Raw genomic sequence first — 16,230 nt, 5'->3', positions numbered from 1 at the left:
GGTAAAGTTACTATGTTTGTTTTAGGCCACAGTTCCAATGAAATAAGAGGAAAGAATCAAAGGTAGAATTGGGGCATTATTAAACAAAAAAGCATAAGCCAAGTTTTTTATTTTAAGGTAATAACAATCTAAAAAACATTGACTTATGCCGACATTAGTTAAAGATACGCCGAGAGGATTTGATGGGCAAACAATTTATATTGGAATTGACTGTCATAAGAAGAGTTGGAAGGTCACGCTTTTAAGTGATAATTTTGAACTGAAGACGATGAGTAGGGATGCTGATGCTCAAGGGTTGGCAAAATACCTTCAAAAGCATTATCCCGGAGCTTGTTATAAGGCTGTTTACGAGGCGGGCTTCAATGGGTTTACTCCTTGCAGAACACTTCGTTCATTGGGTATAGATGCTCAGGTGGTACATGCAGCAGATATCCCTACAAGTCAGAAGGATCGCCAACGAAAGAATGATACGGTCGATAGTAGGAAACTAGCCAATACACTGCGATCCCAGTTACTTAAAGGGATCGATGTTCCGGATCGGCATTTGGAGTTAGACCGTAGTTTACTGCGTTTGCGTTATAGTTTAACGAAGGATCTTTCCAGGGTGAAGAATCGGATTAAGTCGCTTTTGTTTCAGTATGGGATTTCTATTCCTGAGGAACTTGACCGGGGGAGCAAGAGTTGGACTAAGGCTTATGTTGCGTGGTTGGAAAGTGAGATGGTAAAGTATCCGGATCTTAAATTCATTATTCAGGCTCATCTGGATTACGGCCAATATTTAAAGGTCAAGAAGAAAGAGGTGAGTTCTCGTTTAAGAGCTCTGGCAAAGAGTAATAATTACCGTGAGAATGTACTATTGCTGCAAAGCATACCTGGTATAGGTGTTGTGACAGCCATGACTTTGCTGACTCAAATTGGGGATATACATCGTTTTACCAACTTTGACCGTCTTTGCGGTTATTTTGGATTAATGCCTAAGGTACATGCTTCAGGAGATCGGGAGAGCTCCTCGGGTATAAGCTCCAGAGGTCGAACTAATGTAAAGAACACATTGATCGAAGCGGCCTGGAGTGCAGTTCGCAGCGATCCTGCACTGACTTTACGATTTACCAACTTGAGTAAACGGATGAAAAAGAATAAGGCTATCATTCGAATTGCCAAGAATCTTTTAAACCGGATTCGTTATGTATTAATTCATCGAGAGCCTTATAAGTATGGGGTCGTATGTTAAAAACAAATAGCGTGAATCAGAAAGCTTTAACTTTAATGGTACTATTTATAAACCTGGGAAAATTACAAAGGGGGAACGAACGTTCGTTTACAATTGCAGCACTTGAAGATCACTGATCTGCAAGCAGACTGTTCGGTGAAGTTTACGTCCCCCTTCCTTTTAAAGTGAACAATAAATTGCAGCTAATGCCTAAGCATTGAGACTGTTGATAGAAGATTAATTGAAAGGGTTTTTAGTAAAAAAGTAGTACCATCAAAGAGAAAGAGTGTTTGAATCATGAACAGAAATGGAAGCTTTGAAAAGGGCTTCCGAAAGACTATAATGGTAAAAAACAGGCTTTTTGCTTGGAAAACAACATAGAAGGGGTAAAGGGGTGAAGCCCTTCTTCGCTAAAGCTACGAAGGGTGAAGAGGAGAGAATTATAAATTGTTAATTATAAGCTGTGAATTGAGGTGTTTGTAATTTTCAGTAAGCAGTAAGCAGTAAGCAGTAAGCAGTAAGCAGTAAGCAGTACCCCGTAACCCATTCCCTCATTCCCCATTCCCTCATTCCCCATTCCCTCATTCCCCATTCCCTCATTCCCCATTCCCTCATTCCCCATTCCCTCATTCCCCATTCCCCCGTTTCCCCTATATTTGCACAAAGCCTAAAAGCACATCATGATCAAAGAATTTAAAGCCCCCGCTCCGGAACGCTTACCCGAAGCCTTCGAATGCAGTTGGAAGTCGCCCAGTAATATTGCCCTGGTGAAGTATTGGGGAAAAAAGGAAGAGCAGATCCCTGCCAATCCGTCCATTAGTTTTACCCTGGATCACTGCGCTACGACAACATTGCTTAGATGCACCCGAAAGGAGGGGCGTGGTGTTGCTTTCGATCTGCTTTTTGAAGGGCAACCCAAGCCTTCGTTCAAGCCTAAGATCGAAAAGTTCCTGGAGCGTATTCTGCCGTATATGCCTTTTCTGGAGGACTACCATCTGGAGATCGATACGTCGAACAGCTTTCCCCATTCCAGTGGGATCGCCTCTTCGGCCAGTGGTATGAGTGCCCTTGCATTGTGTTTGATGTCGCTTGAAAAGGCACTGAATGCAGGTATGTCTGATGAATATTTTAGTAAAAAGGCTTCCTTCCTGGCCCGTCTGGGCTCGGGTAGTGCTTGTCGTAGTGTCGAAGGACCCGTGGTAAGTTGGGGGGCGCATGCCAATATCGATGGGAGCAGTGACCTGTATGGCACTGTTTTTAAGGAGAGCATCCATGAATTTTTCCTGGGTTACCAGGATACGATTCTCCTGGTAGATAAGGGTGAGAAACAGGTGAGTAGTACGGTAGGGCACGGGCTCATGCATGGTCATGCTTATGCTCCGGCTCGTTTTGATCAGGCCCACCATAACCTGGCAGCGCTGCTGGACGTCATGAAACGCGGCGATCGCGATGCCTTTACGGCTATTGTAGAAAGTGAGGCGCTTACCCTGCACGCCATGATGATGAGTTCAAACCCGTATTTTATCCTGATGAAACCCAATACCCTGGAGATCATTAACCGGGTGTGGGCGTATCGCGAAAAGAACGATTCCGGATTGTGTTTTACGCTTGATGCCGGAGCTAACGTGCATTTGCTGTATCCGGAGGTTGAAAAGGAAGCGGTTACCCGTTTTATTGAGGCCGAATTGGTTGATTTTTGTCAGCAGGGACAGTATATTTGCGACCGCGTTGGAAAAGGGGCAGAACAGCTCTCATAACACCGTGATCACCGGGGGTAAGCCATATGTTTGCCTCCAATTGGAGTCGATTTTTGAATTGTAGAACGAGATTGATTATCTTTAGAAGATCAAACTGCTAAAGGAAACCCCGTTGCTAACGGTAAAAATACTATGAAAGGGCCACTATTTTATTCTAAAATCCTGTTGTTCGGAGAGTATGGGATCATCAAAGATTCCAAAGGCTTATCCATTCCTTATAACTTTTATAACGGAGCCTTAAAGGTCGACGAAGCGCTTAGTGAAGAGGCTGCCCGTTCGAATCAGGGACTTGCCCGTTTTGCGGAATACCTGGATACGTTACAACAGGAAGACCCTTCCCTGGTACAGTTTGATATCGATCGCATGAAGGCAGATATTGCACAGGGAATGTATTTTGACAGTAGTATTCCTCAGGGGTACGGTGTGGGAAGCAGTGGAGCCCTGGTCGCAGCGATCTACGATAAATACGCCCACGATAAGATCACTGTTCTTGAGAATCTTACCCGTGACCGTTTGATCACCCTTAAGTCTATTTTCGGGGCTATGGAAAGTTTCTTCCATGGGAAGTCTTCAGGACTGGATCCATTGAACAGCTACCTCAGCCTGCCTATTCTCATCAACAGCAAAGACAATGTGGAGCCTGCAGGTATCCCGTCACAAACCGAGAACGGTAAGGGTGCGGTATTCCTTCTGGATAGTGGTATTGTTGGTGAAACGGCTCCTATGGTGCAGATCTTCATGGAGAACATGAAGCAGGAAGGATTCAGAAAAATGATCAAGGATCAGTTTGTTAAGCATACCGATGCCTGTGTTGATGATTTCCTGAATGGAGATGTGAACTCACTTTTCAAGAACATCAAGAAATTATCTCACGTGGTGCTCGATCACTTCAAACCTATGATCCCGGCTCAGTTTCACAAATTGTGGGAGCAGGGGATACAAACCAACGATTACTATTTGAAACTTTGCGGTTCCGGTGGTGGTGGTTATATCCTGGGATTCACAGAAGATATCGAAAAGGCAAGAGCGGCCCTCAAAGACTACAAACTCGAGGTGGTATACCACTTTTAAGATCACACGTATTTCATGTTCACCCGGAAACAGCGCCCTTTACTGGTAAAATTACTGAGCTTGTTTTCGGTGGTTCGGGGCTATAATGTTCTGGTTATTGCCATCGCACAATACTTAACTGCGATCTATATTTTGGCGCCCGATATACCCGTAAAACAGGTGTTGCTTGACGGGAATCTCTTTGCCCTTGTGGCGGCTTCGGCTCTGGCTATTGCTTCGGGCTATATCATCAACAATTTTTACGATGCCGAGAAAGACCTGATCAACAGGCCCAGGAAATCATTGCTCGACCGGCAGGTGAGCCAGCGCTTTAAGCTCACCACCTATTTTATTCTGAACTTCCTGTCTGTGGTCTTTGCCAGTTACGCTTCATTTGCGGCCGTAATGTTCTTTTCGGCCTATATCTTCGGAATATGGTTGTATTCGCACAAGCTTAAACGTCTTGCTTTCGTAGGCAATATCATTTCTTCCCTCCTCGCTATTACGCCTTTCTTTGCGATCTTTATCTATTACATGAACTTTGATCCGGTGATCTTTGTGCACGCGGGCTTCCTGTTCATGCTCATTCTGATCAGAGAAATGGTAAAAGACCTGGAAAATATGAAGGGTGACCTGGTATACAGTTACGAAACTGTGCCAGTGCTCTATGGGGAGACCACCTCTAAGGTGATCATGTCTGTTCTGGTGATCCTTGCCGTGCTACCGGCCTGGCTTCTCATTACCGAGTTCGAGATCGGCCATATGTATTATTATTTCTACGCCTGTATCATCGCACTTTTGGTTTTTCTTGGTATTCTTTGGCGGTCAGATTCGAAAGGCCATTACCTCTTGCTTCACAATATACTCAAGTTAATTATCGTAACTGGCGTATTTAGTATTCTACTTATCGACATCGATCTGGTGCTTAATCGGTTTGTTTAGGGGGGGGAGACGGTAGTCCGTACTTTCTTGAATTGCAACGCATTTATGTTGCCATGACTGTTCTTTACCATATCTTTGCAGAAATTTCAGAACGATATGAGCAGACAGCAGAGGGGAAATAAAGGAAAGACGTCAGGGCGTCAAGGTGGTCCAAAGGCCGGTAAAGGTCGGTTTTCAGGACGACAGGGAGGTCAATTCAATAAGGCCAGCCATGCGCGTGGAAATTCTCCTTTAAAGCAGCAGCCTCAGAATAAATCACAACAATTGGCCGATGGGGAAGTACGCCTCAATAAATTCATTGCCAATAGTGGTATTTGTTCCCGAAGGGAAGCCGATGTTTATATCCAATCCGGAAACGTCCAGGTAAACGGGGAGGTGGTCATAGAGATGGGCCATAAGGTAAACCCCGAAAGAGATGAGGTGAAGTTTGACGGAAGGGTGATCCGTGCAGAGCGCAAGGTGTACATTCTTCTAAACAAACCTAAAGGATTCTCAGGTTCTAAGGACGACAAAGGGAAATCTACCGTTTATGATCTGGTGAAAAAGGCAGCTCCGGGCCGTGCTGAAACTGCAGGTCGACTTGGGAGAGGTACTACCGGGTTACTGCTGTTCACCAACGACAGTGACCTGCTCAAAAAGCTCAACGACTCCAGGACAAGGGTAAGACAGATCTACCATGTCGTACTGGATAAACCACTAAAGGATACCGATCTGAAAAAGATCGCCAAAGGGGTACACCTGGAAGATGGACCAGTAGAGGTCGAAGAGATCACGTATACCGAAAGCGGAAACAAACGTGAGGTAGGTATTCGTCTTTACGGTAGTAAGGATGGTGTGATCAAAAGACTTTTCGAGCATTTGGGGTATTCCATCAATATGCTCGATCGGGTGGTTTTCGCAGGTCTCACCAAAAAGGATATTCCAAGAGGATCGTGGAGGATGCTTTCCAAGCAGGAGGTGATCAACATTAAAATGCTTTGATCCGCTTTCTACGAATCATTTCCAGATAAAAAATAATAAACGTAACGCCGTATTCCACCCAAAGGAGTAGGGCGTTTTCTTTATATTCCGGATGTGCATAGGCTGTATAGCTCAACATGACCAAGCCTGTCCAGACCACCATGTATTTTTTATGGAGCATTACCGCGAGGATCAGGGGTGTTGCCAGGTACCAGGGATGCACGGTTGTCGAGATAAAGAGGTATATGGTTATTGCCCAGAGCATGGAAGTGAGCAACTGCTTTGGTTCTCCGTTTCGTTTGTTAAAACAAAGTGCCAGCACTGTTCCCAGGGTGATCACCGGGATCCACGGCGCTATGCTCCCGATCACATTATATCCTTTGATCCAGAACCCTACCTCCCGGGCGAGGTAATACAGGCTGGCATTAAACTCAAACCTGGAAAACCACAGGTTGACCGAGGCCGTAAAATGCTCCAGATTGGTAAAGCTGGTAAAGGGTGTAAAACTTAGTGCGGCCAGCAGGAGAATAGCCCCGGTAAAAACCAGGGCACCCAGGGTCCTTTTTGTTCCCGGTAGCCATTGACCATTGGTGTAATGCATATACAACAAGGGCAGGAAAATAAGGGGGATGAGTTTTAGGGAGATGGAAGCCGCTATGAACAGCACCGCCAATGGATATCGTTTTCTGAAAAGGAACCATAATCCCCCGGTAAGGAATCCCATCATAACCCCTTCAAAATGCAGGTTACCCGTGAGTTCGAGTATTACGAACGGATTCAGAAAGTAGAGTAACAGCAGTGATCTTGGTTTTTGGAGGAGCTTTAGGATACGAGCGCCGAACCATAGGGTCATCAGGTCACCGAGGATCATGATGAGTTTTAGCACAATGACCCTTGCCTCCAGGCTATGCTGGCCCAGGAAGGCAGCGAGTGCAAAGAAAACCTGGTTGAGGGGAGGGTAGTTACTGTAATGAGAGGCGCTAAGCGCTCCCATCCCTTCATAAAGTATCCCGGCATCGGGCATCTTGCCCGAGACCTCCTTGAAGAGTTCATCAGGGGTGTACAGATACGGGTCTGTACCCATGAGCATAAGCTCGCCATCCCATATAAAGCGGTAAAAGTCTTGTGATAAATTGGGGATCGCAAAGAGCAGGATGAGGCGAAAAAGGAGTCCTGCTCCCACCATTTGAGCAAAATGATCGCGGCCGTATTTATACAGGAGCAGGTATACGATAAAAAGGCTCCCATAGATGGTAAGTAGGGCAAGACTATTGGTGCGTTCCAGGTTGTAAGCAAAGATGTGGTAGAACAGGGTGCTCAAAGCGACCAGGAAGGTCCATAGGTATGTACCCGGCTGCTTTCCCATCATGAGTTCGCTGTTATGGAGTTATAACATACATATCCAAATCCGAATCCCAGCATGGCCATGAAGCCCATAAAGGCATAATCCTTAAGCCACCAAGCGATAATAAAACCACCGATAAAATATAGGGTAAGCAGGCATTCCAGGAGGGTATTAGGCGAAGGCCTTTTATTGAGGTATTTGTTGATGATCTTTTTTCCGCTGTTTTCGTTCACATTGAATTTAGGTGTTCGAACAAACGGACTTTTCTTGCCGAGGTGGCCTTCGATCACAGCAAAGCTATTGTGGAGCGAAAAGCCCAGGGCTACTGCAAAGAAGGTAATGAACAAGGGCACGAAGCTAATAAATCCCTTTATGCCGCCTTTTTGAAGGTTCTTGTAGGTAAACCAATAGCAGGTAAGCAGGATGAACGTACTTACCATAAAGATCCCGCTAAGCCGCATCCAATCGCTTAGGGCAGGGATATAGTGTTTTGCGAGCATGACGGGAATACTCAGTATTGCGGCGGCAAAGGCGAACAGGAACATAGAACTGTTGAGCAGATGGATGAGTCCGTGAATCCTTGTAGTCAAAGGGAGGTGGGCCGTGGTGAGTAACCTGCGGGCCGATTTTTGGAAATTTTCGGCTCCCCCTTTGTTCCATCGAAATTGCTGGGACCTTGCCGCAGAGATCATTACCGGCAGTTCAGCCGGTGTTTCTACATGCTCCAGGTAGCGGAACTTCCATTTTTTGAACTGGGCTCGGTAGCTCAGGTCCAGATCTTCGGTCAAGGTATCTCCTTCCCAGTTTCCGGCATCCAAAATACACGATCTTCTCCAGATCCCGGCGGTACCGTTAAAATTGATAAAATGTTCCCTGGCATTGCGGCCGCGTTGCTCTATGGTGAAGTGGGCATCCAGGGCAAAGGCCTGAATGCGGGTGAGTATGGAGTAGTTTCTGTTGAGGTGTCCCCAACGGGTTTGAACCACTCCGGTTCGTTCATCGTCAAAGTAAGGAACGGTCTTTTTAAGCCAGTCGGGTCGGGGCAGAAAATCGGCATCAAAAATAGCGATGAGCTCTCCTTTGGCACTTTTCAATCCTTCTTTCAAAGCGCCGGCTTTGAAGCCTTCGCGGTTGGTGCGATGCAGGTGGACTATATCGAGTCCGCCGGCTTTAAGCCCGGCCACTTTTTGACTGATCAGGTTTACGGTTTCGTCGGTGGAGTCATCGAGCACCTGAATTTCCAGTTTGTTTGGTGGATAATCCAGGAGGGCGATATTGTCGAGCAGGCGCTCCACCACATAGAGTTCGTTGAATACGGGCAGTTGTACCGTAACCATGGGTACCTTATCGTGGTCTGTGATGTCCAGCAGGCGCTGCGCTGCGTCTTTTTTACGGGAGCGGAGGTAGTTGTATAAAAGCTGGAGCTGGGCAAGACTGTAAAAGAAGATCAGCAATAATGCGATCCCGTAGATGATAACAGCAATATAAGCGAGTAGCTCCATTATTTTAAACTGTATTTAAAGATCCACCATAAGATCTTGTAGCCGGCCATGATGGTTCCTTTTACGGTACCCGAAACCTTTGAGACGCCAATACGGTTTCGGTAATGTACCGGAACCTCGGTATACCTCAACTTCTTTTTCAGGGCTTTTAGTTGCATTTCTACAGTCCAGCCATAGGTCTTGTCTTCCATCTCCAGGAGTTGGAGGCTCTCATAGCGTATGGCGCGAAACGGTCCAAGGTCGGTGTATTTTGCACCGTAGAACCATTTCATCAGGGTGCATGCCAGGGCATTTCCAAACACCTGTTGCGGGGTCATGGCACCTGATTCGCGCAGGGCACTCACCCGCGCTCCGATCACCATGTCTATATCGCCATTTTCAATAGGGCCGGTGATCTTAGGGAGCTCTTCAGGGTGATCAGAATAGTCTCCGTCGAGGAATACGACGATATCGGCACCATCTTCCGAACTGTCGATATGATCCATTCCCTTAAGGCAGGCATAGCCGTATCCTTTTCGGGTTTCGGTTAGCACGGTGGCTCCGGCCTTTGCTGCCACCATAACGGTTTGATCGGTAGAGCCATTGTTCACCACGATCACTTCTTTTACCGTGTGGGGAATATCCCTTATGACATTGGCTATGGCGTTTTCTTCGTTAAAAGCAGGTATAATTACCTTGATCAGGGGCATAGGTCAGGGTTAGTTTTTCCAGGTCTTTTCTTCTTTTATAAGATCCAGCAGGTCCAGGTCGTTTCCGGTGAGTACGGCTTCGCTGTTAATACGTCCTTCAAGCGGTCCGTTCTCGAGTTTCAGAACGCCTCGCGGACAAACAGCGCTGCAAACACCGCACCCAACGCAGGATGCTCTTACAATATTTTCTCCTTTCTGGGCATAGGCTCTTACATCGATACCCATTTCACAGTAGGTAGAGCAGTTCCCGCAGCTAATGCATTGTCCGCCATTGGTGGTAATGCGAAAGCGGGAGAACAGTCGTTGCTGTAGGCCCAGGATCGCCGCCATCGGGCATCCGAACCGACACCAGACGCGGTTGCCAAATATAGGGTAAAAACCGGTCCCGATCACTCCCGAGAATACCGCCCCGATAAGGAATCCGTAGGTGCTTCTCAGGGTCTCTGCCTGGAAGAGAAATACATTGCTGCCACTCAGGTAGTGTATACCAATGAGTCCCAGGATCACCGCCAGGTAGCCTATGGCTCCGTAGCGCGCGTCTTTTTGGAGTTCTTCTTTTTTGAATTTCCAGATGGCTGCAAAGAGTACCGTGAGAAACAGGGCCACGGCTATGAGGAACACATCTTTGTTGAGCCAGTATTTCTGGGCGTCGTAACCCAGGTACGAATGTACCACGGCGGTGGTCATGAGCACGGAGAATACCAATACACTGTGAACCACCCAGCGCTCCACCTTCCATGCGAATACGCTTTTATCGGAGAGCTGTCTGAAGGGGTCTCCAACGGTTTCTGCCAGTCCGCCACATCCGCAAACCCAGCTGCAATACCATCTTTTTCCGTAGTAATACGTAAGCACGGGGGTGATGATAAAGATCGATACAACTCCGAAAATAAGCAGGGCAAGGCCTATATCACCAGCGGTTATGAACTGGTCTATACGCCATTGTTCAAAATTGTAATAATTAAGGGGCCAGATATTCTTGAGGTCGTAATAAGGCAAGCTAAAATCGTCGGTGTTGAGCCTGGCCATGAATTCCGGGATGAGGAAGGCAAAGGCCGTCTGAAAGAACATAACGCTCAGGGTTCGCAGCTTTTCGTACCGGTTGTGGCGGTACTTCCAGAGAAATTTGATCCCAAAGGCGAGGATCCCCAGGGTGTATAAGGTGCCATATACGAACCATTGGCTTGCAGGATTTCCGCTAAGGAGTCTGCTCAACGGGTCGAAGAAGGCTACGAGTCCGCTGTTGTTCCCATCACTTCCCAGTCCGAGGTATTGCGGATAGAAGTAAAGAATAACATAAAAGAAGGTGATCGCCACCCCCAGTAACCATCCCAGGAGGCCGCCGTTGGTTAAGGAGCTATGCCAAACGCCGTCGTTCTTAATTCCGGGAGGTTTGTTCTTATAGGCTTCGAAGGTATAGCCAATGATCCCTGCGGTAAGCAGGGTCAGGGAGCCGTAAAGCCACCATTGGCGATGCGGGAGATCGATATTGAAGCTGGCCAGCAGGAGGATGCCCAAGGCACAGGTTCCGAGAAAGGCCCAGACTTTTTGAAGGATACTCGCCCCGGCGGGCGGATCGGCAGCTATAGACATGGAGGTAGTGGTGTCCATCGTTGTGCTATGTTGTTTTTAATAATTGGGTCAATTGTGTTTTTATTTCCCGTATAAAATCGGGATAGAACTCAGGGTCAAATCCGGCCTGTTCAAGGTTGCTTAGTACCACAGCGACCGAAGCTTTTTCGCGTAGCCATTGGTCGAAATGGCGATGGCTAAGTCTTAAGCCCAGGGTATTAATTCCCAGAAAAAGCTCACTCTCGGGATCGTAAGCGATATTCACAGCCCTTTTTGCCTTAATGTCTTCCCAATACAGGTGTTGCTCATTTTCTGAGGTTTCCGGTGCCACGAGTCCGTAGGTCTGGTATTCTATATCGAAGAACTTGGCCGAATTGAACCAGGGGCCCGGGTTGTATGTGGTTGGCTTCTTACAAAGGTGATAGGCGAGTGTTTCTCCCATCATTCGTCCGGCATACCATACGGCCTCTATTGGTCGGCGTCCTTTTTTGGGTGCTCTGAGTTGGGCACAGTCACCTATGGCGTAGATGCCCGGAATATTGGTTTCGAGGCGGTCATTGACCAATATCCCCCTATCGGTCTCTATACCCGATCCCTGCAGAAAATCAATATTTGGACGCACCCCGGCGGTAATACCACAGAGGTCGGCGGGGATCTCTTCCCCCGTATCGGTAACTACAGCACGCACCTTGCCCTGGCTGTCAGACAGGATCTCTTTTAGGCTGGTATCTAACCTTAGGTCGATATGGTGTTCACGAATATGGCGGGTGATCATGTTCGATTCACCTTCAGGCAGAACATTATTCCAGAAACCTGATTCCCTCACCAGGAAGGTTACCGGGATGTTTCTGCTGCTCAGCATCTCTGCAAGTTCGATCCCTATGAGTCCGCCACCAACGATCACAGCCCTTTTGCACGTTTGGTTATCGGGGGCATGGGTCTCCAGAAGGTCGAGGTCCTGTTTGGAATAGAGTCCCTGAACTCCTTTAAGGTCTTGCCCCGGCCATCCGAACATATTGGGTTTGGATCCGGTAGCGATGATCAGGGTGTCGAAGGTAAAAGTCCCACTTTTCCTAAGATCCAGCGCACGCTTACCCGGATCGATCTTTTCTACCCGGTCGTTGAGCAATTCAATGCGGTTCTTCTTCCAGAATGAATTTTCGTAGGGCTGGGTGTGCTCAAATTTCATGTGCCCCATATAGACATACATCAGGGCCGTCCTGGAGAAAAAGTAATCGGTTTCTGATGAAATTACGGTGATGCGGTGATCACTGAGCTTGCGAATATGACGCGCTGCAGTGATCCCTGCAATACCGTTTCCTATGATAACAATATGCTTCATTTGGGTTGCCCGGGTTTGGATAAAAGTCGTAAGGCAAGATACTAACTTATGGCCTAAATGGCGTATTTGTTCCGGGAGTGTTGGCTTATTTGTATTTTAGGACTTCAAACCCCATACAACGATGCGTTATACCGTGCTGTTTTTTACGCTCTTATTGATGTGCTCTTGCAGCAGCGACCCTGTTGCCGGAGAGAAGATCAATGGGGTGAGCTTTGTCGCCTTGAAAGATTCCATAGGTCCCGAAGAAGTAGCTCCGGTGATCGGGGTGAATGCCGGGTATGCCTCCCTGATGCCCTTTGGTTTTTTAGAAGGCCCTGAAGCTCCGAAAGTCGTTTTCAATACTTCCTGGCAGTGGTTCGGGGAGCGTGGTGAGGGGGTTAGACAGTACGCCGAAACCCTGAGGCAAAAAGGCATTCGTTTAATGATCAAACCCCACCTCTGGATCGGCCGGGGTTATTTTACCGGAGATCTGGTGATGGACGATTCAGCACAATGGAAGGTCTTGGAGGATTCATACCGGGAATACATACTGTATTATGCACATCTCGCAGAGGCAGTTGGGGCAGAATGGTTTTGCGTAGGGAATGAGCTCTACGGATTTGCCGGGAATCGTCCGGAATTTTTCAGGAAGCTCATTGCTGAAGTTCGATCGGTGTATAAGGGCAAGGTGACCTATGCCGAAAATTGGGACAAATACGATAAGATCTCTTTTTGGGATGCCCTTGATATGATCGGGGTTAACGCGTATTTTCCTTTGTCAGAGGCCCAAACTCCCGAATTGAGTGCATTAGTGGCCGCGTGGGAACCCCATAAAGAAGCATTGCGATCTTGTGCCCAGAAATTCAACAAGGCAGTATTGTTCACCGAATTCGGGTATCGCAGTATGGATCATAATGCCCGGGCGCCATGGGATAGTTCCCGGGATATTGAAAGTATCAATCATACGGCCCAGGTCAATGCCCTGAAGGCACTGGGGAGTGAGATCTGGTCTGAAGAATGGTTCGCCGGGGGATTCTTATGGAAGTGGTACCCTTTTCACGACCGAGCCGGGGGGAGTGATAATAATCGGTTTACCGTACAAAACAAGCCTGCCCAGCAAGTGATACGTTACCTCTATGACCAAAAAAGCAGGCCGTAAAGCCTGCTTGTGTTTTTTGTTATAAGCGGTGATCGTTTTGGATTGGTATTTTAGACGGTGAGTGATCCTTCGGCCAGACCCAATTTGTGATCTGCTTCAAGTTCCCTTGTCACCCTTGTAACTCTTGTCACCCTGGTAACTTCTGTCATTCTTGTTACCTATCACCTGTCACTTCAGTAACCCTTGTCACCCCTGTAACCTTTGTTACCCTTGTTACCCTTGTTACCTTTGTTACCCGTTACTTTAAGATCCCATCAACGATACCGTATTCGAGAGATTCTTCTGCATTCATCCAGTAATCGCGGTTAAAATCTTTCATGATCTTATCCATACTTTGTCCGCAGTTATCGGCAAGGATCTTAGCGCCGATCTCTTTGGTTTTCAGGATCTCCCGCGCCTGGATCTCAATGTTAGAGGCCTGACCACGTGCACCACCACTAGGCTGGTGGATCATGACCCGGGCATAGGGATATACAAAACGACGTCCTTTTTCTCCGGCAGACAGGAGGATGGATCCCATAGAGGCAGCAAGTCCTGTACAAACCGTTGATACCGGGCTTTTAATGCTCTTCATGGTATCGTGAATTGCCATTCCGGAAGTAACGTAGCCTCCCGGGCTATTGATAATGAGTTGGATCTCGTCGTTGTTCAGGGAGTCGAGGTACAATAGGCGATCGATCACGTGTTTTGCCGAATCGTCGTCTACTTCTCCCCATAAAAATACCTTACGCTCACCGAGTAAGGCTTCATCTATTTTATCCTGGATCTTTTTATCTGCCATGTGTCATTGTTTTGTGTTACTCAAATATAAATAATTTGAAGTAAGCCGGAATATAAAAATCAGGAATGTCGTGTTCAGGAAAATTACCACACTGTTCACGGGCAATAACCATGGGTTTATTTCCCGGCAGGGATCACTTTTGCCCATATCGGGAAGTGATCAGAAAGGTAGCGGCCATTGCCTCGCCTGGCTTTCGATACTCCTGCATGGATCGTTTCAAATTCTCTGGTAAAAAGGTAGTCGATCCTCGGGAACTCACTCATGTTAGTATCAAAGGCGTTAAAGGTACCTATGGGGGTATCGCTGTTTTGTCCTGCCTGCACATCATTGAAATATGATGCCAATGCCAGAATTGGTGCTGCATCGGGTTCGCTGTTGAGGTCTCCCATGAGGATAACTCCGGCTTTCGGGGGAATCTCTTTTTGAACCCATTGCAGGATCTGATGAGCAGAACGAAGCCTGGCCTCAGTGCCCATATGGTCAAAGTGGGTGTTAATCACATGAATAGTATCTGATGTTCGCAGGTCTTTAAAGACCCCGTACACTGCGATCCTGGGCAGGGCGGCATCCCAGCCTTTTGAAGGGACCTCCGGGGTGGGTGACAGCCAGAAGACCCGGTGTTTTAAAAGTAGGTATCTGTCCTTGTGATAAAACAGGGGAACAGCTTCGCTATTGGTGTTCTTTCCATCGCGGCCGTGGCCGATATGACCGTAGTTGGATAAGCCGGTTTGCAGGAATGCCACCTGTTGCGGCATGGCTTCCTGTACGCCGAGGAGATCCGGTTGTTCTTGCTCCAGGAATGAGACCAGTTCGCCCTTTCGCAGTTCCCATTGGTCTATACCATCGGCTTCGGTCGCATAGCGAATGTTAAAGGTCATGATATGGGTTTGCCCCAACAATACCGCTGGTAGTAGCAATAGCAAAGAATAACTCAGGACATTTTTTGTGAAGACAGACCATACGGTGATATCCCGGATGGAATAAATGCGTTTGTCGCTCAGGGAAAAGAAAGGGCTCATGATATGCTATTTTTAAAGATGGTACATGTAAATGATTGGTTTGGGCCATAGTAAATGTAAGTAAAATTCAAACGAAACCGATGTTGCAGGCAGCAGGAAAGAGGGAGGAGATAAGTGGTGGCAGAAATTGTCAGGAAAGCTGAAAATACGTTAACTTGTCCGTCCTTAACCTGATCACAATGCCACAAAAGATGACGTATTTAGAGGCTACCCCATACATTGATCACGATCATCCTACGATCCGCAAGCATATAGGACCATTTCTCAGGCTGGATTCTAAAGAGGAGATCATCAGGGAGGTCTACCTGAAGGTTCGCGATGGCTGGCGTTATGATCCGTACCAGATCAGTTTTCAAAAAGAACATTTCAAGGCCAGTGCTATCGCCTCAAGAACTTCGGGGCATTGTATCGATAAGGCCATATTGATGGTGACCTTTCTTAGGGCCTTGGGCATTCCGGCGAGGCTGCATTTGGCCAAGGTTACCAATCACATTGCCGTAGAGCGCATTATTGAGAAGATCGGAAGTCACGAGCTGGCTCCCCACGGTATGGTTGGTGTATATCATAATGGGAAGTGGGTAAAGGCTTCGCCAACCTTCAACAAAGAGCTTTGTGAGCGATTTCACGTGCCTGCCCTCGAATTTGACGGGAATAGCGATGCGCTGCTCCAGGCCTTCAATGCCGATGGAGATACCTTTATGGAGTACCTTGAGGATTACGGTCATTTTGAAGATGTGCCTTTTGATTTTATCCTGGACACCTTCCGGTCTCACTACCCCGCCCTTTACGAGGTCTTTAAGGCAGAAGGGCAAATACGCCTTTAGCGTTTCGATGGTTGTTCGCTGATCAAAATGTATCAGTAGTCACATATAAAAATGCAACTTCACCTTACCTTTGCTGGAAGCCTTACCTGCAATAGTTAA

The 16,230-nt window shown here is 47.3% G+C and carries 14 protein-coding genes; 7 read left to right on the top strand and 7 right to left on the bottom strand.

Annotated features, from left to right (window positions below; genetic code table 11):
- Nucleotides 1-145 precede the first annotated feature (145 nt).
- The 5 genes from IS446_RS09710 (at nucleotide 146) to IS446_RS09690 (ending at nucleotide 5,940) form a co-directional block, all read left to right on the top strand.
- Complete coding sequence (locus IS446_RS09710) at nucleotides 146-1,231, top strand: IS110 family RNA-guided transposase (protein ID WP_203057834.1); 1,086 nt, start codon at nucleotides 146-148, stop codon at nucleotides 1,229-1,231.
- 659 nt (nucleotides 1,232-1,890) lie between these two features.
- On the top strand, nucleotides 1,891-2,967 hold the full coding sequence (locus tag IS446_RS09705) for a diphosphomevalonate/mevalonate 3,5-bisphosphate decarboxylase family protein (RefSeq protein WP_203060214.1): 1,077 nt from the start codon (nucleotides 1,891-1,893) through the stop codon (nucleotides 2,965-2,967).
- Between the two features lie 132 nt (nucleotides 2,968-3,099).
- Nucleotides 3,100-4,038: a mevalonate kinase family protein gene (locus tag IS446_RS09700; RefSeq protein ID WP_203060212.1), complete on the top strand. Its 939-nt coding sequence runs from the start codon at nucleotides 3,100-3,102 to the stop codon at nucleotides 4,036-4,038.
- 15 nt (nucleotides 4,039-4,053) lie between these two features.
- Nucleotides 4,054-4,959 carry a geranylgeranylglycerol-phosphate geranylgeranyltransferase gene (locus tag IS446_RS09695; RefSeq protein WP_203060210.1) on the top strand — a complete coding sequence of 302 codons (906 nt, stop codon included), beginning with the start codon at nucleotides 4,054-4,056 and terminating at the stop codon, nucleotides 4,957-4,959.
- Between the two features lie 96 nt (nucleotides 4,960-5,055).
- Nucleotides 5,056-5,940, top strand: a complete 885-nt coding sequence (locus IS446_RS09690; protein WP_203060209.1) for a pseudouridine synthase — start codon at nucleotides 5,056-5,058, stop codon at nucleotides 5,938-5,940.
- Here the strand turns inward: IS446_RS09690 and IS446_RS09685 are convergent.
- Genes IS446_RS09685 through IS446_RS09665 form a run of 5 tightly spaced genes read right to left on the bottom strand, consistent with a single transcriptional unit; the run spans nucleotide 5,927 to nucleotide 12,369 of the window.
- A complete protein-coding gene (locus IS446_RS09685; RefSeq protein WP_203060207.1) occupies nucleotides 5,927-7,288 on the bottom strand; it encodes a putative hexosyltransferase in 1,362 nt (453 codons plus the stop codon). The two genes, IS446_RS09690 and IS446_RS09685, sit on opposite strands and share 14 nt — an antisense overlap.
- On the bottom strand, nucleotides 7,285-8,766 hold the full coding sequence (locus IS446_RS09680) for a cellulose synthase family protein (RefSeq protein ID WP_203060206.1): 1,482 nt from the start codon (nucleotides 8,764-8,766) through the stop codon (nucleotides 7,285-7,287). The genes IS446_RS09685 and IS446_RS09680 overlap by 4 nt, the downstream gene beginning before the upstream one ends.
- A complete protein-coding gene (locus IS446_RS09675) occupies nucleotides 8,766-9,455 on the bottom strand; it encodes a glycosyltransferase family 2 protein (protein ID WP_203060204.1) in 690 nt (229 codons plus the stop codon). Before IS446_RS09675 ends, IS446_RS09680 begins: the two co-directional genes overlap by 1 nt.
- Before the next feature lie 9 nt (nucleotides 9,456-9,464).
- Complete coding sequence (locus tag IS446_RS09670; protein WP_203060202.1) at nucleotides 9,465-11,066, bottom strand: 4Fe-4S binding protein; 1,602 nt, start codon at nucleotides 11,064-11,066, stop codon at nucleotides 9,465-9,467.
- Between the two features lie 7 nt (nucleotides 11,067-11,073).
- Nucleotides 11,074-12,369: an NAD(P)/FAD-dependent oxidoreductase gene (locus tag IS446_RS09665; protein ID WP_203060200.1), complete on the bottom strand. Its 1,296-nt coding sequence runs from the start codon at nucleotides 12,367-12,369 to the stop codon at nucleotides 11,074-11,076.
- A 121-nt stretch (nucleotides 12,370-12,490) separates the two neighbouring features.
- On the opposite strand from IS446_RS09665, the gene IS446_RS09660 reads away from it, so the two are divergent.
- Nucleotides 12,491-13,507, top strand: coding sequence for a glycoside hydrolase family 113 (locus IS446_RS09660; protein WP_235996461.1), 1,017 nt, complete (start codon nucleotides 12,491-12,493; stop codon nucleotides 13,505-13,507).
- Nucleotides 13,508-13,745: 238 nt separating this feature from the next.
- On the opposite strand, the gene IS446_RS09655 is transcribed toward IS446_RS09660, so the two are convergent.
- Complete coding sequence (locus tag IS446_RS09655; protein ID WP_203060198.1) at nucleotides 13,746-14,288, bottom strand: ClpP family protease; 543 nt, start codon at nucleotides 14,286-14,288, stop codon at nucleotides 13,746-13,748.
- A gap of 116 nt (nucleotides 14,289-14,404) precedes the next feature.
- A complete protein-coding gene (locus tag IS446_RS09650; protein ID WP_203060197.1) occupies nucleotides 14,405-15,307 on the bottom strand; it encodes an endonuclease/exonuclease/phosphatase family protein in 903 nt (300 codons plus the stop codon).
- A 179-nt stretch (nucleotides 15,308-15,486) separates the two neighbouring features.
- Between IS446_RS09650 and IS446_RS09645 the strand changes: the two genes are divergently transcribed.
- The gene (locus tag IS446_RS09645; RefSeq protein ID WP_235996460.1) at nucleotides 15,487-16,131 is read left to right on the top strand and encodes a transglutaminase-like domain-containing protein; all 645 of its coding nucleotides are present in this window, start codon (nucleotides 15,487-15,489) and stop codon (nucleotides 16,129-16,131) included.
- The last annotated feature ends 99 nt before the right edge of the window (nucleotides 16,132-16,230 follow it).

Origin of the sequence: Robertkochia sediminum (assembly GCF_016786255.1) — a bacterium.
In the GTDB taxonomy this organism is placed as follows: Bacteria; Bacteroidota; Bacteroidia; order Flavobacteriales; family Flavobacteriaceae; genus Robertkochia; species Robertkochia sediminum.
This window is presented reverse-complemented; position numbering and strand designations above follow the sequence as displayed.

Excerpts from the sequence above, each read along its gene's own strand:
- IS446_RS09710 (WP_203057834.1), top strand. The coding sequence starts at position 146 with ATGCCGACATTAGTTAAAGATACGCCGAGAGGATTTGATGGGCAAACA.
- IS446_RS09705 (WP_203060214.1), top strand. The coding sequence starts at position 1,891 with ATGATCAAAGAATTTAAAGCCCCCGCTCCGGAACGCTTACCCGAAGCC.
- IS446_RS09700 (WP_203060212.1), top strand. The coding sequence starts at position 3,100 with ATGAAAGGGCCACTATTTTATTCTAAAATCCTGTTGTTCGGAGAGTAT.
- IS446_RS09695 (WP_203060210.1), top strand. The coding sequence starts at position 4,054 with ATGTTCACCCGGAAACAGCGCCCTTTACTGGTAAAATTACTGAGCTTG.
- IS446_RS09690 (WP_203060209.1), top strand. The coding sequence starts at position 5,056 with ATGAGCAGACAGCAGAGGGGAAATAAAGGAAAGACGTCAGGGCGTCAA.
- IS446_RS09685 (WP_203060207.1), bottom strand. The coding sequence starts at position 7,288 with ATGATGGGAAAGCAGCCGGGTACATACCTATGGACCTTCCTGGTCGCT.
- IS446_RS09680 (WP_203060206.1), bottom strand. The coding sequence starts at position 8,766 with ATGGAGCTACTCGCTTATATTGCTGTTATCATCTACGGGATCGCATTA.
- IS446_RS09675 (WP_203060204.1), bottom strand. The coding sequence starts at position 9,455 with ATGCCCCTGATCAAGGTAATTATACCTGCTTTTAACGAAGAAAACGCC.
- IS446_RS09670 (WP_203060202.1), bottom strand. The coding sequence starts at position 11,066 with ATGGACACCACTACCTCCATGTCTATAGCTGCCGATCCGCCCGCCGGG.
- IS446_RS09665 (WP_203060200.1), bottom strand. The coding sequence starts at position 12,369 with ATGAAGCATATTGTTATCATAGGAAACGGTATTGCAGGGATCACTGCA.
- IS446_RS09660 (WP_235996461.1), top strand. The coding sequence starts at position 12,491 with ATGCGTTATACCGTGCTGTTTTTTACGCTCTTATTGATGTGCTCTTGC.
- IS446_RS09655 (WP_203060198.1), bottom strand. The coding sequence starts at position 14,288 with ATGGCAGATAAAAAGATCCAGGATAAAATAGATGAAGCCTTACTCGGT.
- IS446_RS09650 (WP_203060197.1), bottom strand. The coding sequence starts at position 15,307 with ATGAGCCCTTTCTTTTCCCTGAGCGACAAACGCATTTATTCCATCCGG.
- IS446_RS09645 (WP_235996460.1), top strand. The coding sequence starts at position 15,487 with ATGCCACAAAAGATGACGTATTTAGAGGCTACCCCATACATTGATCAC.